We start from the raw sequence: 16,104 nt of genomic DNA, 5'->3' as shown, positions 1-16,104 counted from the left end.
CGCCATTCTGACGGCGATCGCCTCGCTTAGTCTGTCGGGGTGAGTCGGCAGAAGATCCTGATCACCGGTGCGAGCTCCGGGCTGGGCGCCGGGATGGCCCGCGCGTTCGCCGCAAAGGGCCGTGACCTGGCGTTGTGTGCCCGGCGCATCGACCGACTCGATGAACTCAAAGCCGAGCTGCTCGAGCGGCATCGCGGGATCAACGTCGCTGTCGCAGCCCTCGACGTCAACGACCACGAGCAGGTGCCCAAGGTCTTCGCCGAGCTCAGCGACGAACTCGGCGGCATCGACCGCGTCATCGTCAATGCCGGCGTGGGCAAGGGTGCGCCGCTGGGCTCGGGCAAACTGTGGGCGAACAAGGCCACCATCGAAACGAATCTCGTTGCGGCACTTGTTCAGATCGAGACCGCGCTCGAGATCTTCAAGAAAGCCGGCGGTGGACACCTGGTACTGGTTTCGTCGGTTCTCGGAAACAAGGGCGTGCCCGGCGTCAAGGCCGCCTACGCCGCCAGCAAGGCCGGCGTGTCGTCGCTCGGGGAATCCCTGCGCGCGGAGTACGCGCGCGGGCCCATCAAGGTCACGGTGCTCGAACCCGGTTACATCGAGTCGGAGATGACGGCGAAATCGCAGTCGACGACGTTGATGGTGGACAACGAAACCGGCGTGCGGGCAATGGTCGCCGCGATCGAACGCGAAAGTGGACGCGCGGCGGTTCCGTGGTGGCCGTGGGCCCCGCTGGTCCGAGTCCTGCGGGTACTGCCGCCGCATCTGACGAAGCCGTTCGCCTAAGCCTCCGTGTAGAGGCTGGCGCTTGGGGGAACCCGCAGCGCTAGTTCCTAGAGGAGGTATCTATGAAGGTGCTGTTGACCGGGGGTACCGGGTTTGTCGGGGCGTGGACGGCGAAAGCGGTGGCCGATGCGGGCCACCAGGTGAGGTTTCTGGTTCGCGATCCGGCCCGGCTCAAGACGAGCGCCGCGGAGATCGGCGTCGCGACCGACGACTACGCCGTCGGCGACATCGCCGACGCCGAGTCGACCGCCGCGGCGATGGATGGTTGCGACGCCGTAATCCACTCGGCAGCAATGGTTTCAGTGGACCCCCGGCAGGCCGACAAGATGCTGCGGACCAACCTCGACGGTGCCCACAACGTGCTCGGTGTGGCCGCGGAGCGCGGCCTCGACCCGATCATTCACGTCTCCAGCTTCACGGCGCTGTTCGACCCCAACTGCAGCGTTCTTCATGCCGATCTCCCGGTGGTGGGAGGGTCCGACGGCTACGGGAAGTCGAAAGCGGAGGTGGAGAAGTATGCGCGAGGCCTCCAGGATGCGGGTGCGCCGGTGAGCATCACGTACCCGGGCATGGTGCTGGGGCCGCCGGCGGGTAACCAGTTCGGTGAAGCGGCAGAAGGTGTTCAAGCGGCGGTCCAGATGCGTGGGGTGCCGGGCCGCGGTGCCGCGTGGATCGTGGTCGACGTTCGAGACCTGGCTGCGTTGCATGCGGCGCTGCTCGAGCCGGGCAAGGGGCCACGCCGATATATGGCCGGCGGCAAGCGAGTTCCGATCGCCGACCTGGCGACGATGATCGGGAAGGCGGCGAACACGTCGCTGCGGGTGTACCCGGTGCCGGATACGTTGTTGCGCAACATCGGAAGGGTGGTCGACGTGGTGGGCCCGCTCCTGCCCTTCGACGCGCCGGTCACCGCGGCGGCGATGCAGTACTACACGCAGATGCCGTCGTCCGACGATTCGCCCAGCGAGACCGAACTGGGAATCTCGTACCGCGACCCGCAGGAAACGCTGTCGGACACCGTTTCCGGGTTGAAACAAGTCGGAAGGCTGTGACCGGTCCCTCATCCGGCGGAGATAGTTTGAAGGTTTCAGTAAGCCGCTGACGTGGTAGCCCTCAGGACATGAACGTGAAACTGACGAAGATGATGCCCCTGTTGTTCTCGGGCGCCGCGGCAGTTGCCTTCGCCGTCGCGCCGGTGGCCGGTGCGCAGCCGGCGCCTCCTCCGTGTCTGAATGCCGACGGCACCCCATGTGCGGTGACCGGCAACATCGACGCTTCTCCCGGTGGCGGTGCGGACGTGAACGTCCCCGGTGGCCCGCAAGGCACCGCTGATGGCGGCGGCGCTTCCGGTGTAATCCCGGGTGGCCCTGGCGGTACGGCCGGACCCGGTGGCGCTAGCGGGTCGCTCGCTCCGAACGGACCCGGCGGGACTGCCGGCCCCGGTGGCGCGAGCGGATGTTTGCCGAACGTCGGCTGCATCAACATCCCTGCCCCGTAACCACTAGTTAGCTCCATCCAGCGCCAGCCACGCGGCGCACGCTCCTCGCTGAGCGTGCGCCGCGTTGCTTTTCTGTAGGGATCCGGGCTACAACGCCGACCGTGCGGATTCGTCCGCCGCCGAGGGCGTGTCACGTATGAATCCGCACTCCCGCGACTAGTCACGTTCCGAAGGCTTGACATTTTGTTAGGTTTTCCCAACACTACGTTGTGTGAGTCCGGTGAAAAGGGGCAAAACGCTCCCCATCCACAACCGCATCGGTGTCCTGCGCGCAGAGCGTCGGATGACCCGAGCCGAGCTCGCGGAGCTGATCGACGTGAACCCACAGACGGTCGGCGCGCTCGAACGTGGCGACCACTATCCGAGCCTGGACCTGGCATTCCGGATCTGCGATGTCTTCGGTCTCCCCGTCGAGGCGGTGTTCTCCCGAACGGAGTTCACCCCGTTGTCCACCGAGCTCTACCGCACGAACACGCGATCGCAAGGAGGAGACCGAGATGTCCCCGTCGACCCCGCAGGCTGACCACACGTTGCTCGACCGCTACCAGGAGTCCCGCACCCGGCGGTTCCTCAAAAGAGAGCGCACCTACGCGAATCTGCTTCCCGGCTGGCGCACGCAGTCCCGGCGGCGGCTTCTCGTCGTGGGTTTGGCCATCACGTTCGCGTCCCTGTTGGCGGTGAGCGTCCTGAGCGCATTCGGGCTGCGGTGGGCGCCCCTGCTCTGGCTGTCGGTGTGCATCGTCTTCCTCCCGCTGTGGACGATGCTTCAGATCGTGTCCGGCAGGCAGGGCGACGCCCCGGAGGCCGCACTCGACGAGTACGAGGTGCAGCAGCGCAACAGCGCCCGCTCGATCGGTCTGACGATCACCCAGTACCTGATGCTGATCCCGATCGGCTACCTGCTCGTCGCGTCGATCTATCTGCAGGACACCGACACCGACGTGGCCTACTCTGGCGCGCTGATGTCGTTGGCCGTCCTGGTGTTCGGCGGTTGCGCGCCGGCGATGATCCTGGGCTGGTCCCGGCCCGACCCCGACGCCTGAACCGCGTTGAGAATCCCTGCGTCGGTAGAGTCGTCGGCGACAGCCGTAGAAAGGATCCCGATGCTCGCCCTGACCACCTGGACCGGAGGACTGCTCGTCGCGACAGGGGTGATCGCGTACTTCGCCAGCGGGGCGGTCAGCGTCACCGCGCTGATACCGGCTTTCGTCGGCATCCTCCTGCTCATCGCCGCCCTGATCGGGCGTCGCTCCGATCAAGCCCGCAAGATCGCCATGCACGCCGCCCTGGTGATCGCGCTGCTCGCCGCGCTCGGGGCGCTACGCAACGTGTTCGGTCTTGGCGAGGTGTTCGCGGGCACGGCCGAGCGACCCGCAGCCGTCATCACGAGCACCATCATGTTCGTTCTGCTGCTGGTGTACTTGATCGCCGGTGTGCGCTCCTTCGTGAAGGCCCGCGCGGCACGCTGAGTCAGGCGGATCGGCCGCGTTCGCTGCGGTACCGGCGCACCAGCGCGTCGGTCGAGGAGTCCGACTGTTCGGTGGGGGAGCCGTCGGCGGTGATGACCGGGAGCAGCGCCTTGGCTTGAGTCTTGCCGAGTTCGACACCCCACTGATCGAACGAGTCGATACCCCAGACGACTCCCTCGGTGAACACCTGGTGCTCGTAGAGTGCGATCAACTGTCCGAGCACCGACGGGGTCAACTGGGTTGCGAGGATCGACGTGCTGGGCCGGTTACCCGGCATCACCTTGTGCGGCACCACATCCGGCGGAGTGCCTTCGGCGGCGATCTCCTTGGCGGTCTTACCGAATGCGAGGACCTGCGTCTGGGCGAAGAAGTTGCTCATCAACAGGTCGTGCATGCTGCCCTTGCCATCGGCGGTCGGCAGGTCGTCTGTGGGCTGTGAGAAGCCGATGAAGTCGGAAGGCACCAGACGCGTGCCCTGATGCAGCAGTTGATAGAACGCGTGCTGGCCGTTCGTGCCCGGTTCGCCCCAGAAGATCTCACCGGTGTTCGTGGTCACCGGCGTACCGTCGGCGCGCACCGACTTGCCGTTCGACTCCATCGTCAGCTGCTGCAGATAGGCGGCGAAGCGGGCCAGGTCATTTGAATATGGCAGCACCGCACGGGTTTCGGCGCTGAAGAACTCGTTGTACCAGAGCCCGATCAGTCCGAGCAGCGCCGGTACATTGGACTCCAGCGGTGCGGTGCGAAAATGCTCGTCGACAATGTGGAACCCGGACAAGAACTCGGCGAACCGCTCGCGGCCGATCACCGCCATCACGCTCAAGCCGATCGCGCTGTCGACCGAATACCGGCCGCCGACCCAGTCCCAGAATCCGAACATGTTCTCGGTGTTGATACCGAAATCGTCGACCAGCTTCTTGTTCGTCGACACCGCCACGAAATGCCGTGACACCGCCGCGTTTCCGAGCGCATCGGTCAGCCAGCGGCGCGCCGCGGTCGCGTTGGTCAGCGTCTCGAGCGTCGAGAACGTCTTCGACGCGACGATGAAAAGCGTTGTCGCAGGGTCGAGCCCGTCGAGGGTGGCGACCAGATCAGCAGGATCGACGTTGGAGACGAACCGCGCCGAGATGCCGGCGTCGGCGTAGTGCCGTAACGCGAGGGTGGCCATCGCCGGTCCGAGGTCCGACCCGCCGATGCCGATGTTCACGACGGTCTTGATCGCCTCGCCCGTCGCGCCGGTCCACTCGCCGCTGCGCAACCGGTCGGTGAAGTCACCCATCTTGTCGAGCACCTCGTGCACGTCGGCGACGACGTTGCGCCCATCGACGACCAGTTGGGCGCCGCGCGGCAATCGCAAGGCGGTATGTAGGACGGCGCGGTCCTCGGAGGTGTTGATGTGCACGCCGGAGAACATCGCGTCACGCTTCTGCTCCAGGCGCGCCGCGCGGGCCAAATCCACCAGCAGGCTCAGCGTCTCGCGCGTGACCCGATGCTTGCTGTAGTCGATGTAGAGGTCGCCGACCGTCGTGGCGAGCTCAGTGCCGCGGGCCGGATCCTCGGCGAACAACTCGCGCAGGTGTTTCGCGCCGATCTCACCGTGATGCCGCTGCAACGCCTGCCACGCCGGAGTCGCGGTGATATCGGGTATCTGGTCGGAGTCGGCACTCATGAACATGACCCTAGTGCGGCGAAATGGCCAAGGGTGTACAGAAGAGTTATGGATACCGCGAAGCTGTTGTCGTCAGTGCCCACCGGACTGTGGATCGGTGGTGAGGAACGCGAGAGCGCGTCCACCTTCGATGTGCTCGACCCGTCCGACGACTCGGTGATCGCCTCCGTCGCCAACGCGACCGCCGACGATGCGATCGCCGCGCTCGACGCCGCGTGCGCCGTGCAGGCCGAGTGGGCGGCCACCGCCTCGCGCGAGCGCGGCGAGATCCTGCGCGCGGTGTTCGAGAAGATCACCGAACGCGCCGAGGACATCGCGACGCTGATGACTCTCGAGATGGGCAAGGTGCTGCGCGAGAGCATGGGCGAGGTCACCTACGGCGCCGAGTTCTTCCGCTGGTTCTCCGAGGAAGCGGTGCGCGTCGCGGGCCGTTACACCCAGAGCCCCGCGGGCAGCGGACGTGTCCTTGTCACCAAACAACCGGTCGGGCCCTGCTATGCGATCACGCCGTGGAACTTCCCGCTGGCGATGGGCACCCGCAAGATCGGCCCGGCGTTCGCGGCCGGGTGCACGATGATCGTCAAGCCCGCGCAGGACACGCCGCTGACGATGCTGTTGCTGGCAAAGCTGATGGACGAGGCGGGTCTGCCCAAGGGTGTGCTGTCGGTGCTTCCGACGAAGAACGCCGGCGACGTCACCGCCGCGTTGATCGACGATGGCCGGTTGCGCAAGCTGACCTTCACCGGTTCGACCGGGGTGGGCAAAACGCTGGTCAAACAGTCGGCCGACAAACTTCTGCGCACGTCGATGGAACTGGGCGGCAACGCCCCGTTCGTGGTGTTCGACGACGCCGACGTCGATGCCGCCGTCGAGGGCGCCATCCTGGCCAAGATGCGCAACGGTGGCGAGGCGTGCACGGCGGCCAACCGTTTCCACGTCGCGAACTCGGTGCGCGCGGAGTTCACCGACAAGCTGGTCAAGCGGATGAGCGAGTTCACCCTCGGCAAGGGCATCGACGAGTCGGCCACACTCGGGCCGCTGATCAACGCCAAGCAGGTCGCCACCGTCGAGGATCTGGTGTCCGACGCGGTGTCGCGGGGCGCGACCGTCGCGGTCGGCGGCGTCGCCCCCGACGGTCCCGGCAGCTTCTACCCGGCCACGGTGCTGGCCGACGTGCCCGCCGGCGCCCGCATCCTGTCCGAGGAGGTTTTCGGCCCCGTCGCGCCGATCACCGGTTTCGACACCGAGGAGGAGGGCGTCGCCGCGGCCAACGACACCGAGTACGGGCTGGCCGCCTACATATACACCCAGTCGCTGGACCGCGCGCTGCGCGTCGCCGAAAGCCTCGAGTCCGGCATCGTCGGCATCAACCGCGGCGTGGTCTCCGACCCCGCCGCGCCGTTCGGCGGCGTCAAGGAGTCCGGCTTCGGGCGCGAGGGCGGGTTCGAGGGCATCGAGGAGTACCTCGAGGTGAAATACATCGCGCTGACGAAGTAGTTCGACACGCCGCCGCGCCTGCCGCGGCACGTCGGCTCGCACGGGCAAGATTTCGCAAGTGAATGCGCGTCGCTCCGTCGCGCCCGCTGATCGCCGCCCGCTGTCAGTACATCCCTCCTCGCGTGCGCATCGGCGTGGCGAGATCCCCGCCCTCGACGGCATCCGCGCCATCGCCGTCGCACTCGTGCTCGCCGACCACGGCGGCATTCCCGGCGTCGACGGCGGCTTCCTCGGCGTCGACGTGTTCTTCGTGCTCAGCGGCTTTTTGATCACCTCGCTGCTGCTCGACGAGCACGCACGCACCGGTCGAATCCGGCTGCGCGACTTCTGGATACGTCGCGCCCGGCGGCTGCTGCCCGCCCTGCTGGTGATGGTGCTCGCGGTGGTGGCGGCGCGGGAGTTCTTCTCGACCGAGGCGATCGCCAACCTGCGGGACGACGCCGTCGCGTCGTTCTTCTGGGTGGCCAACTGGGCGTTCGTCGCCCAGCGCACCGACTACTTCTCCCAGGGCGCACCACCTTCGCCGCTGCAGCACACCTGGTCGTTGGGCGTCGAGGAGCAGTACTACCTGTTCTGGCCGCTGGTGCTGATCGCCGTCGCGTTCGTCTTCTGTCGTCGGGACCCGACCCATCTGCGGTGGGCCGTTCTGGGTGTCGCCGGCGCGGGGGCGATTGCCTCGGCGGCGGCGGCGATTCTGTTGATCGACGACGGGACGCTGAACCGGATCTACTTCGGCACCGACACCCGCGCGCAGGCACTGCTCGTCGGCGCTGCGGCGGCCGCCCTGCTGGTTCGGGACTGGACCACCGTGACGCTGGCCGGGCCGGTGATCAGGACCCGATGGCTGCGGGGGGTCGCCCGCGCGGTGTCCGTCGTCGGTGTCGTCGTCCTGGGGTTCGCGGTGCACATGGCGACCGGCAGCGCCGGCGACTTCCGTAACGGCCTGCTGATCATCGTCGCGCTCGCCGCCGCCTGCGTGATCGGTGCGGTGGCGATGGATCAGGAAGGGCCGGTCGCGCGGGTCCTGGCGTGGCGGCCGCTGGTGTGGCTGGGCGCGATCTCCTACGGGGTCTATCTGTGGCACTGGCCGATCTTCCTGGCGATCAACGGTGAGCGCACCGGGTGGTCCGGCTGGTCGCTGTTCGCGGTGCGGTGTACGGCGACGCTGGCGGTCGCTGCGCTGTCGTGGTGGTTGCTCGAACAGCCCATCCGGCGCTGGCGGCCGGTGATCGTGCCGATGCTGCCGTTGGCCGGTGCGACGGCCGCCACCGCCGCGGTGATCACGATGACCGTGCTGCCGGTCGGCGTGCCGTCAGGCCCGCCGATTCAGGATTCGAGCATCGACTCCGCGGCGCTGGTGGCGCCGGAGGTGCCGATCCCGGTGGAGCGGAGCGCCGCCCGCGATCCGAACACCAGGACCGTCGCGGTGTTCGGCGACTCGGTGGCGTGGACGTTGATGCGCTACCTGCCGGAGACACCGGGTCTGAGGTTCACCGACTACACGACGATCGGGTGCGGCATCGCGCGCGGCGGACCGTACCGCTACGTCGGCCAGACGCTGAACCAGAAGCCCGCCTGCGACACGTGGCCGAGCAGGTGGTCGGAGCGGGTCAAGCACGACCGGCCCGACGTGGTGCTGCTGATCGTGGGCCGGTGGGAAGTCGTCGACCGGATGAACGAGGGCCGGTGGACCCACATCGGCGAGCCGACATACGACGCCTATCTCCGCGCCGAACTCAACCGCGCGCTCGACATCCTGTCCTCGACCGGCGCGCGCGTCGTCGTCACGACCGAGCCCTACAACCGCCGTGCCGAGAAACGCGACGGCAGCCTGTACCCGGAGGACGATCCCGACCGGGTCGACGACTGGAACGCGTTGCTGCGCAGCGCCGTCAAGTACCGCTCGAACGTCACCGTGCTCGACCTGAACCGCAAGCTCGGCCCGAACGGCGGCTACACCAACTGGATCGACGGGATCCGCATCCGCAGCGACGGTGTGCATCCCACGCCGGAGGCGGTCGAGTGGTTGACGCCGTGGCTGACCGACGCGCTGCGTTAGGGACTTGGGTGCGCTACCGATCGCTGATCGACTTGTGGTGCACCGAGATCACTCGGGAGGTCAGTGGCCGAGGCGGCCGCGGCCCAGCCGCAGCAACAGCATCGCGAGGTCTTTGCCGTCGGGGCCGAGTTCGCTGTAGCGCTCGATGACCTTCATCTCGCGGCTGTGCACCAGGCGCGTGCCGCCGGAGGCCATCCTGGCCTGACCGATCAACTTCGACACCTCGGTGCGGCGCTTCACGGCAGCGAGAATCTCGGCGTCCAGCCGGTCGATCTCCCGGCGCAGGTCATCGATATCGGGCACAGTCTCGGTTTCGGTCGTCATGCGTTTCACCACCTCGCGGAGCTCTCGGCAACAGCTAGACCACGGGTGCCGCGGATCGGTACCCGTAGATGAATCGCTGTTTGCTGAGCACGGGACAAAGTGTGCCACCAAACGCTGGGCCAGCGCAAAGCCGTGGGCGGTTCGACCGCTGAGTTGATGCGCGGTTCGACCGCGGTCGTGTCCCTGTACGGCGGTAAGTTCGATACCGACATGAGCGCACCGAACCTGATCGCACCGAACGGTGCCACCGAATCCGACCAACTGCTCGAGGGGCTCAACCCGCAGCAGCGCCAGGCCGTCCTGCACGAGGGCTCGCCGCTGCTCATCGTCGCTGGTGCCGGCTCGGGCAAGACCGCCGTGCTCACCCGCAGGATCGCCTACCTGCTGGCCGCCCGCGACGTCGGCGTCGGGCAGGTGCTGGCCATCACCTTCACCAACAAGGCCGCCGCCGAGATGCGCGAGCGGGTGGTGGGCCTGGTCGGGCCCCGCGCCCGCGCCATGTGGGTGTCGACGTTTCACTCCACCTGCGTGCGCATCCTGCGCAACCAGGCCTCCCTGATCAAGGGCCTCAATTCGAACTTCTCGATCTACGACGCTGACGACTCGCGTCGCCTGCTGCTGATGATCGGCAAGGATATGGGCCTGGACACCAAGCGGTATTCGCCGCGGCTGCTGTCCAATGCCATCTCCAACCACAAGAACGAGTTGGTCGGCCCGGAGCAGGCGGCGGCCGAGGCCTCGGAGGCGGGCGAGGAGTTGCCCGGCATCATCGCCGAGGTATACGCCGAGTATCAGCGCCGCCTGCGCGCGGCCAACGCGCTCGACTTCGACGACCTGATCGGTGAGACGGTCGCTGTGCTGCAGGCGTTTCCGCAGATCGCGCAGTACTACCGGCGCCGGTTCCGGCACATCCTGGTCGACGAGTACCAGGACACCAACCACGCCCAGTACGTGCTGGTGCGGGAACTCGTGGGAACTGAAACGGTCGACGGGGTGCCGCCGGCCGAACTGTGCGTGGTGGGCGATGCCGACCAGTCGATCTACGCGTTCCGCGGTGCGACGATCCGCAACATCGAGGATTTCGAACGCGACTACCCGAACGCCACAACCATTCTGCTGGAACAGAATTACCGCTCCACGCAGAACATCCTCAACGCCGCGAACGCGGTGATCTCCCGCAACGCCGGCCGCCGCGAGAAGCGGCTGTGGACCGACGAGGGGGAGGGCGAGCTGATCGTCGGCTATGTCGCCGACAACGAGCACGACGAGGCGCGATTCGTCGCCCAGGAGATCGACGCGCTCGTCGACGACGGTGGTAGTTACTCAGATGTCGCGGTGTTCTACCGCACCAACAACTCCTCGCGCGCGCTCGAAGAGGTGTTCATCCGTGCGGGAATCCCCTACAAAGTCGTTGGGGGAGTGCGGTTCTACGAACGCAGGGAGATCCGCGACATCGTCGCGTACCTGCGGGTGCTGGACAACCCCGGCGACTCGGTGAGCATGCGTCGGATCCTGAACACTCCGCGCCGCGGCATCGGCGACCGCGCCGAAGCCTGCGTCGCTGTGTATGCCGAGAACACCGGCCTGAGCTTCAACGACGCCCTGCAGGCGGCCGCCGAGGGCAAGGTGCCGATGCTCAACTCCCGTGCGGAGAAGTGCATCTCGGCGTTCGTGGAGATGCTCGACGATCTGCGCGGCCGCCTCGACGGTGAACTCGGCGAGTTGGTCGAGGCGGTGCTCGACCGCACCGGGTATCGAGCCGAACTCGAGTCGTCGAGCGATCCGCAGGATCTCGCGCGGCTGGACAACCTCAACGAGTTGGTCAGCGTTGCACACGAATTCAGCACCGACCTGGCCAACGCGCAGGCGCTTGCCGATGACGAGCAGCTGGACGAGGACATCCCCGACACCGGGGTGCTGGCCCAGTTCCTGGAACGGGTCTCACTGGTCGCCGACGCCGACGAGCTTCCCGAGCACGGTGCGGGTGTCGTGACGATGATGACGCTGCACACCGCCAAGGGCCTCGAGTTTCCTGTCGTCTTCGTGACCGGATGGGAGGACGGCATGTTCCCGCACATGCGGGCGCTGGGCGATCCTGCCGAGCTGTCCGAGGAGCGCCGGTTGGCCTACGTCGGCATCACCCGCGCGCGCCAGCGGCTCTACCTGAGCCGAGCCAAGGTCCGCTCGTCATGGGGCCAACCGATGCTCAACCCGGAATCGCGCTTCCTCAAGGAGATTCCGCAACACCTGATCGACTGGCGGCGCACCGACCCGACACCGTCGTTCAGCGCACCCGTGAGCGGGGCGGGCCGGTTCGGGACACCGCGGCCGTCGCCGACGCGGTCCGGTGCGGGCAAGCGCCCGCTGCTGGTGCTCGAGCCCGGCGACCGGGTCACGCACGATAAGTACGGGTTGGGCCGGGTGGAAGAGGTGAGCGGCGTCGGCGAGTCGGCGATGTCGCTCATCGACTTCGGAAGCTCAGGTCGGGTCAAACTGATGCACAACCACGCGCCGATCACCAAGCTCTAACCAGAACGCTCCCAGCGTCCGGTGGCGGGCAGGGCGGCGAGCACGATGGTCGCGATCGGCAACACCGGGATCGCATACACCACGGCTGGTAGCTTGGCCCCGGCCACGAACAGGCTGGAGAAGATCAGCAGCGCCACCATCGACCCCACCATGACCAGCAGGCGGCTCACCCAGCGGCGCAACAGCAGTCCGATCAGCCCGGCGATGAGGGCCGCCGCCGAGATCGCGGTCAGGAAGCCGACCGCGACGCAGAACAATTGGTCGGTGCGCCACCAGCCGGTGATCAGATCGGTGGCGATGACTGCGGTGGCCCATCCGGTCAGGATGCTGCCGACCGCGGTGGCGATAGCGGTCTTCGGGTTGGCCGGCGGCGATCCCGTCGGGGAGACAGCGACCGGGCGGGCGCGCGGTATGTAGGCCGTCTCGGGCGCGGCGCGGTCGGACAGCTGCGTGGCGCCGCCGTCCGCCATCTGCGTCGGCGGGCCGGCGATTGGAATCGAGCCAGTCGGATGACGCCGGATGATGCTCGTCTGCGGGTCCTGGCCGGTCGGAATCTCACCGGAAGGGTGTCGACGAATGATGCCTGTTTCCGCGCTCGACGGGGAGTGGGGTGATTGGCGTGTCAGATCGGAATCGTCGTCGCTGGCCACTCGGCCAGACTAGTTGCCGAACGACAGGCCGCGTTTGGCCAACCAGCCCACGGGGTCCACGCGGTCGGTGCCGTTCAGGTGCACCTCGAAGTGCAGGTGCGGGCCTGTCGAGTTGCCGGTGTTGCCCATCTTGGCGATCTGATCGCCCGCCCACACCCGCTGGCCGACATCCACCGACCACGAGCTGAGGTGGCCGTAGAGCGTCACGGTGCCGTCGGCGTGGCGGACCTTGACCATGTTGCCGTAACCGGCATACGGCCCGGCCGAGATGACCACGCCGTCGGAGGCGGCGAGCACCGGCGTGCCGATCGAGTTCGCGATGTCGATGCCGCCGTGCAGGGCACCCCAGCGGTAACCGAAGCCCGACGTCCACACGCCGGTGGTGGGCGTCACGAACATCGGCCGCTGCAGCCGGGCTTCGCGCTCGGCGCGCTCCTGGGCGAATGCGGCCGCCTTCTGGATCTCCTCGGTGTGCATTGCCGAGCTGGCGGCCGGTGTCACGGCGACCACCTGCATACCGCCTGACGTCTCGCTCACCGGGTTGGCCATTGCGGACTGGCCGACGGCCAGGACGGCCTCCGAGGACTTCTCGTGGGCCGCATTGGCCATCGAGTACGCGCCCGCGGCGGTGGCGCCGACGGCCATCGCGGCGACCATCAGCCGACCCTTGACGGGAACTTCCTGCTTGCGGTGCGCAGGCGTGCGGTTGCCGATGCGGATGACGTCGGTCGCGTCCATGCCGTCGCTGGTGTCGGTGTGGCTGTCGCGGTAGGCGTGCGAGCGGCGCGCGTGCCTTGCACCAGACCGGGCTCCGGACTGGAACTCCGATGGCACGGCGAGACGCAGCGGGACGAGGTCGTCGGTGTCGGTCAGGTCATCGAGCTCGGGGGCGTGGATGACCTGGGCTTCGCGGTCGAACGCGCTGTTCTCGCTGTAGTCGATGTCAGCGAGATCGCCGAACTCGTTGAACGGGATGATGTCGGTGACTTCGGCGGGGGATTCGCTTGCACGGCGGCTGATTTGCCGGTTCGTCGACGATCTGCGATGAGATCCGGACGAACGGTGCGAAGCCAACCTGGGGTGTCCTTGCCTGTCGAGAAGCCTGCGGGATTGCCTGTCGTGACCAAAGCGTTATCGAGACCAGAGGCACGTTAACCAACTCGCGACGACGGCTGCAAGCCGAGAGCCTATTCCGCGGGAGATTGTGATTTGTATCACTGAGCCGAGCTGGTGAGATCTACCACATGAGCGGTGGGCGGTGCCAACACGTTCTGGGCGTGTGGATAAAGTTCCACCGAGCCTTCGGCCCAACAACTCCGCAATCGACGCGCTAGAGACAGGGACGTTCCACAGCCAATGGACCTCTTCGAATACCAGGCGAAAGAGCTCTTCGCCAAGCACAACGTGCCCACCACACCCGGTCGGGTGACCGACACCGCCGAGGACGCCAAGGCGATCGCCGAGGAGATCGGCAAGCCGGTGATGGTCAAGGCGCAGGTCAAGACCGGCGGCCGCGGTAAGGCGGGCGGCGTGAAGTACGCGGCCACCGCCGACGACGCGTTCACCCACGCCCAGAACATCCTCGGCTTGGACATCAAGGGCCACATCGTCAAGAAACTGCTGGTCTCCGAGGCCAGCGACATCGCGGAGGAGTACTACATCTCCTTCCTGCTCGACCGCGCCAACCGCACGTACCTGGCGATGTGCTCGGTCGAGGGCGGCATGGAGATCGAAGAGGTCGCCGCCACCAAGCCGGACCGGCTGGCCAGGATTCCCGTCGACGCGACCAAAGGCGTCGACGAGGCGTTCGCCCGTGAAATCGCCAAGAAGGGCCATCTGCCCGAGGAGGTGCTCGACGCCGCCGCGGTGACGATCGCCAAGCTGTGGGAGGTGTTCGTCGGCGAAGACGCGACGCTGGTGGAGGTGAACCCGCTGGTGCGCACTCCTGACGACCAGATCCTGGCGCTGGACGGCAAGGTCACGCTCGACGGCAACGCCGACTTCCGGCATCCCGAGCACTCCGAGTTCGAGGACCGCGACGCCACCGATCCACTGGAGCTCAAGGCCAAGGAGCACGACCTCAACTACGTCAAGCTCGACGGGTCGGTGGGCATCATCGGCAACGGCGCGGGCCTGGTGATGTCGACGCTGGACGTCACCGCCTACGCGGGTGAGAAGCACAACGGCGTGAAGCCGGCGAACTTCCTCGACATCGGCGGCGGCGCCTCGGCCGAGGTGATGGCCGCGGGTCTGGACGTCATCCTCAACGACGAGCAGGTCAAGAGCGTGTTCGTCAACGTGTTCGGCGGCATCACCTCGTGCGACGCCGTCGCCAACGGCATCGTCAACGCGCTGAAGATCCTCGGCGACGAGGCCAACAAGCCGCTCGTGGTCCGTCTCGACGGCAACAACGTCGAAGAGGGTCGCCGCATCCTGGCCGAGGCCAATCACCCGCTGGTGATTCAGGCCGACACCATGGACTCCGGAGCCGACAAAGCCGCCGAGCTGGCGAACAAGTAAGGGACGCACCTCATGTCGATCTTTTTGAACAAGGACTCCAAGGTCATCGTCCAGGGCATCACCGGCGGCGAAGGCACCAAGCACACCGCGCTGATGCTCAAGGCCGGCACGCAGCTGGTCGGCGGTGTCAACGCCCGCAAGGCCGGCACGACGGTCTCGCACAAGGACAAGGACGGCAAGGACGTCGAGTTGCCGGTGTTCGGCTCCGTCGCCGAGGCGATGAAGGAGACCGGCGCCGACGTGTCGGTGGTGTTCGTGCCGCCGAAGTTCGCCAAGGACGCGATCATCGAAGCTATCGACGCGGAAATCCCGCTGCTGGTCGTCATCACCGAGGGAATTCCGGTGCAGGACACCGCGTATGCGTGGGCCTACAACGTTGCAAAAGGGCAGAAGACCCGCATCATCGGCCCCAACTGCCCGGGCATCATCACGCCCAGCGAGGCGCTGGCCGGGATCACGCCTGCCAACATCACCGGTCCGGGCCCGGTCGGCCTGGTGTCGAAGTCCGGCACGCTGACCTATCAGATGATGTTCGAACTGCGCGATTTCGGGTTCTCGACCGCCATCGGCATCGGCGGCGACCCCGTCATCGGTACCACGCACATCGACGCGATCGAGGCATTCGAGAAGGACCCCGACACCAAGGTCATCGTGATGATCGGTGAGATCGGCGGTGACGCCGAAGAGCGCGCGGCCGATTACATCAAGGAGAACGTCAGCAAGCCCGTCGTCGGCTACGTGGCAGGGTTTACCGCACCGGAGGGCAAGACCATGGGCCACGCCGGCGCCATCGTGTCGGGCTCCTCGGGCACCGCCGCCGCGAAGAAGGAAGCGCTGGAGGCCGCGGGCGTCAAGGTCGGCAAGACACCGTCGGAGACCGCCAACCTGGCCCGGGAGATCCTGCAGAGCCTGTAGCGCGCGCTCCACTCTCTTTGGCGCGAGCGACCGTGTCTGTGCACAACACGCCGCTGTCTGGTGTGCAAAAGCGGTCGCTCGCGGCTTGTGGCAGGCCCTGCGCGGGTGTGAAGTGCGCCGCAGGATTAGGAACACGTTCTACTGCTCGATTAGCCTGACGAACTAACAGTTGTCAGGAGGTCTGT

At 66.8% G+C, this 16,104-nt stretch carries 15 protein-coding genes; 11 read left to right on the top strand and 4 right to left on the bottom strand.

Going from position 1 to position 16,104, the window contains the following annotated elements:
• Positions 1–39: 39 nt before the first annotated feature.
• The 6 genes from CEX87_RS09490 to CEX87_RS09465 all read left to right on the top strand — a co-directional run bounded on the left by CEX87_RS09490 (position 40) and on the right by CEX87_RS09465 (position 3,756).
• Positions 40–789, top strand: coding sequence for an SDR family oxidoreductase (locus tag CEX87_RS09490; RefSeq protein WP_064419002.1), 750 nt, complete (start codon positions 40–42; stop codon positions 787–789).
• 62 nt (positions 790–851) lie between these two features.
• The gene (locus tag CEX87_RS09485) at positions 852–1,841 is read left to right on the top strand and encodes an NAD-dependent epimerase/dehydratase family protein (RefSeq protein ID WP_064419003.1); all 990 of its coding nucleotides are present in this window, start codon (positions 852–854) and stop codon (positions 1,839–1,841) included.
• 68 nt (positions 1,842–1,909) lie between these two features.
• On the top strand, positions 1,910–2,287 hold the full coding sequence (locus tag CEX87_RS27500) for a hypothetical protein (protein WP_066841574.1): 378 nt from the start codon (positions 1,910–1,912) through the stop codon (positions 2,285–2,287).
• A 211-nt stretch (positions 2,288–2,498) separates the two neighbouring features.
• Complete coding sequence (locus tag CEX87_RS09475) at positions 2,499–2,810, top strand: helix-turn-helix transcriptional regulator (protein WP_064399491.1); 312 nt, start codon at positions 2,499–2,501, stop codon at positions 2,808–2,810.
• Positions 2,785–3,330, top strand: a complete 546-nt coding sequence (locus CEX87_RS09470; protein WP_064399492.1) for a hypothetical protein — start codon at positions 2,785–2,787, stop codon at positions 3,328–3,330. The genes CEX87_RS09475 and CEX87_RS09470 overlap by 26 nt, the downstream gene beginning before the upstream one ends.
• Before the next feature lie 60 nt (positions 3,331–3,390).
• A complete protein-coding gene (locus tag CEX87_RS09465; protein ID WP_064399493.1) occupies positions 3,391–3,756 on the top strand; it encodes a hypothetical protein in 366 nt (121 codons plus the stop codon).
• A 1-nt stretch (position 3,757) separates the two neighbouring features.
• On the opposite strand, the gene pgi is transcribed toward CEX87_RS09465, so the two are convergent.
• A complete protein-coding gene (gene pgi / locus CEX87_RS09460) occupies positions 3,758–5,425 on the bottom strand; it encodes a glucose-6-phosphate isomerase (RefSeq protein WP_064399610.1) in 1,668 nt (555 codons plus the stop codon).
• A gap of 48 nt (positions 5,426–5,473) precedes the next feature.
• Between pgi and CEX87_RS09455 the strand changes: the two genes are divergently transcribed.
• Together CEX87_RS09455 and CEX87_RS09450 are read left to right on the top strand one after the other, a co-directional pair.
• Complete coding sequence (locus tag CEX87_RS09455) at positions 5,474–6,922, top strand: NAD-dependent succinate-semialdehyde dehydrogenase (RefSeq protein ID WP_094286863.1); 1,449 nt, start codon at positions 5,474–5,476, stop codon at positions 6,920–6,922.
• 58 nt (positions 6,923–6,980) lie between these two features.
• Positions 6,981–8,981, top strand: coding sequence for an acyltransferase family protein (locus tag CEX87_RS09450; protein ID WP_416171896.1), 2,001 nt, complete (start codon positions 6,981–6,983; stop codon positions 8,979–8,981).
• A gap of 60 nt (positions 8,982–9,041) precedes the next feature.
• Here CEX87_RS09450 and CEX87_RS09445 read toward each other — a convergent pair whose 3' ends face one another.
• Positions 9,042–9,317 carry a chorismate mutase gene (locus CEX87_RS09445; RefSeq protein ID WP_269845533.1) on the bottom strand — a complete coding sequence of 92 codons (276 nt, stop codon included), beginning with the start codon at positions 9,315–9,317 and terminating at the stop codon, positions 9,042–9,044.
• 198 nt (positions 9,318–9,515) lie between these two features.
• Between CEX87_RS09445 and pcrA the strand changes: the two genes are divergently transcribed.
• On the top strand, positions 9,516–11,834 hold the full coding sequence (gene pcrA / locus CEX87_RS09440) for a DNA helicase PcrA (RefSeq protein ID WP_064399613.1): 2,319 nt from the start codon (positions 9,516–9,518) through the stop codon (positions 11,832–11,834).
• Here pcrA and CEX87_RS09435 read toward each other — a convergent pair.
• Both CEX87_RS09435 and CEX87_RS09430 read right to left on the bottom strand, forming a co-directional pair.
• Complete coding sequence (locus CEX87_RS09435) at positions 11,831–12,484, bottom strand: hypothetical protein (RefSeq protein WP_416171895.1); 654 nt, start codon at positions 12,482–12,484, stop codon at positions 11,831–11,833. The two genes, pcrA and CEX87_RS09435, sit on opposite strands and share 4 nt — an antisense overlap.
• A gap of 9 nt (positions 12,485–12,493) precedes the next feature.
• Positions 12,494–13,558 (bottom strand): M23 family metallopeptidase, encoded by a 1,065-nt coding sequence (locus CEX87_RS09430; protein ID WP_064399495.1) that lies wholly within the window; start codon positions 13,556–13,558, stop codon positions 12,494–12,496.
• A gap of 282 nt (positions 13,559–13,840) precedes the next feature.
• Between CEX87_RS09430 and sucC the strand changes: the two genes are divergently transcribed.
• Both sucC and sucD read left to right on the top strand, forming a co-directional pair.
• On the top strand, positions 13,841–15,004 hold the full coding sequence (sucC, locus tag CEX87_RS09425; protein ID WP_064399496.1) for an ADP-forming succinate--CoA ligase subunit beta: 1,164 nt from the start codon (positions 13,841–13,843) through the stop codon (positions 15,002–15,004).
• Positions 15,005–15,016: 12 nt separating this feature from the next.
• On the top strand, positions 15,017–15,919 hold the full coding sequence (sucD, locus tag CEX87_RS09420) for a succinate--CoA ligase subunit alpha (protein ID WP_064399497.1): 903 nt from the start codon (positions 15,017–15,019) through the stop codon (positions 15,917–15,919).
• Positions 15,920–16,104: the final 185 nt, after the last annotated feature.

This window comes from Mycobacterium lehmannii, from assembly GCF_002245535.1.
Lineage (GTDB): Bacteria > Actinomycetota > Actinomycetes > Mycobacteriales > Mycobacteriaceae > Mycobacterium > Mycobacterium lehmannii.
This window is presented reverse-complemented; position numbering and strand designations above follow the sequence as displayed.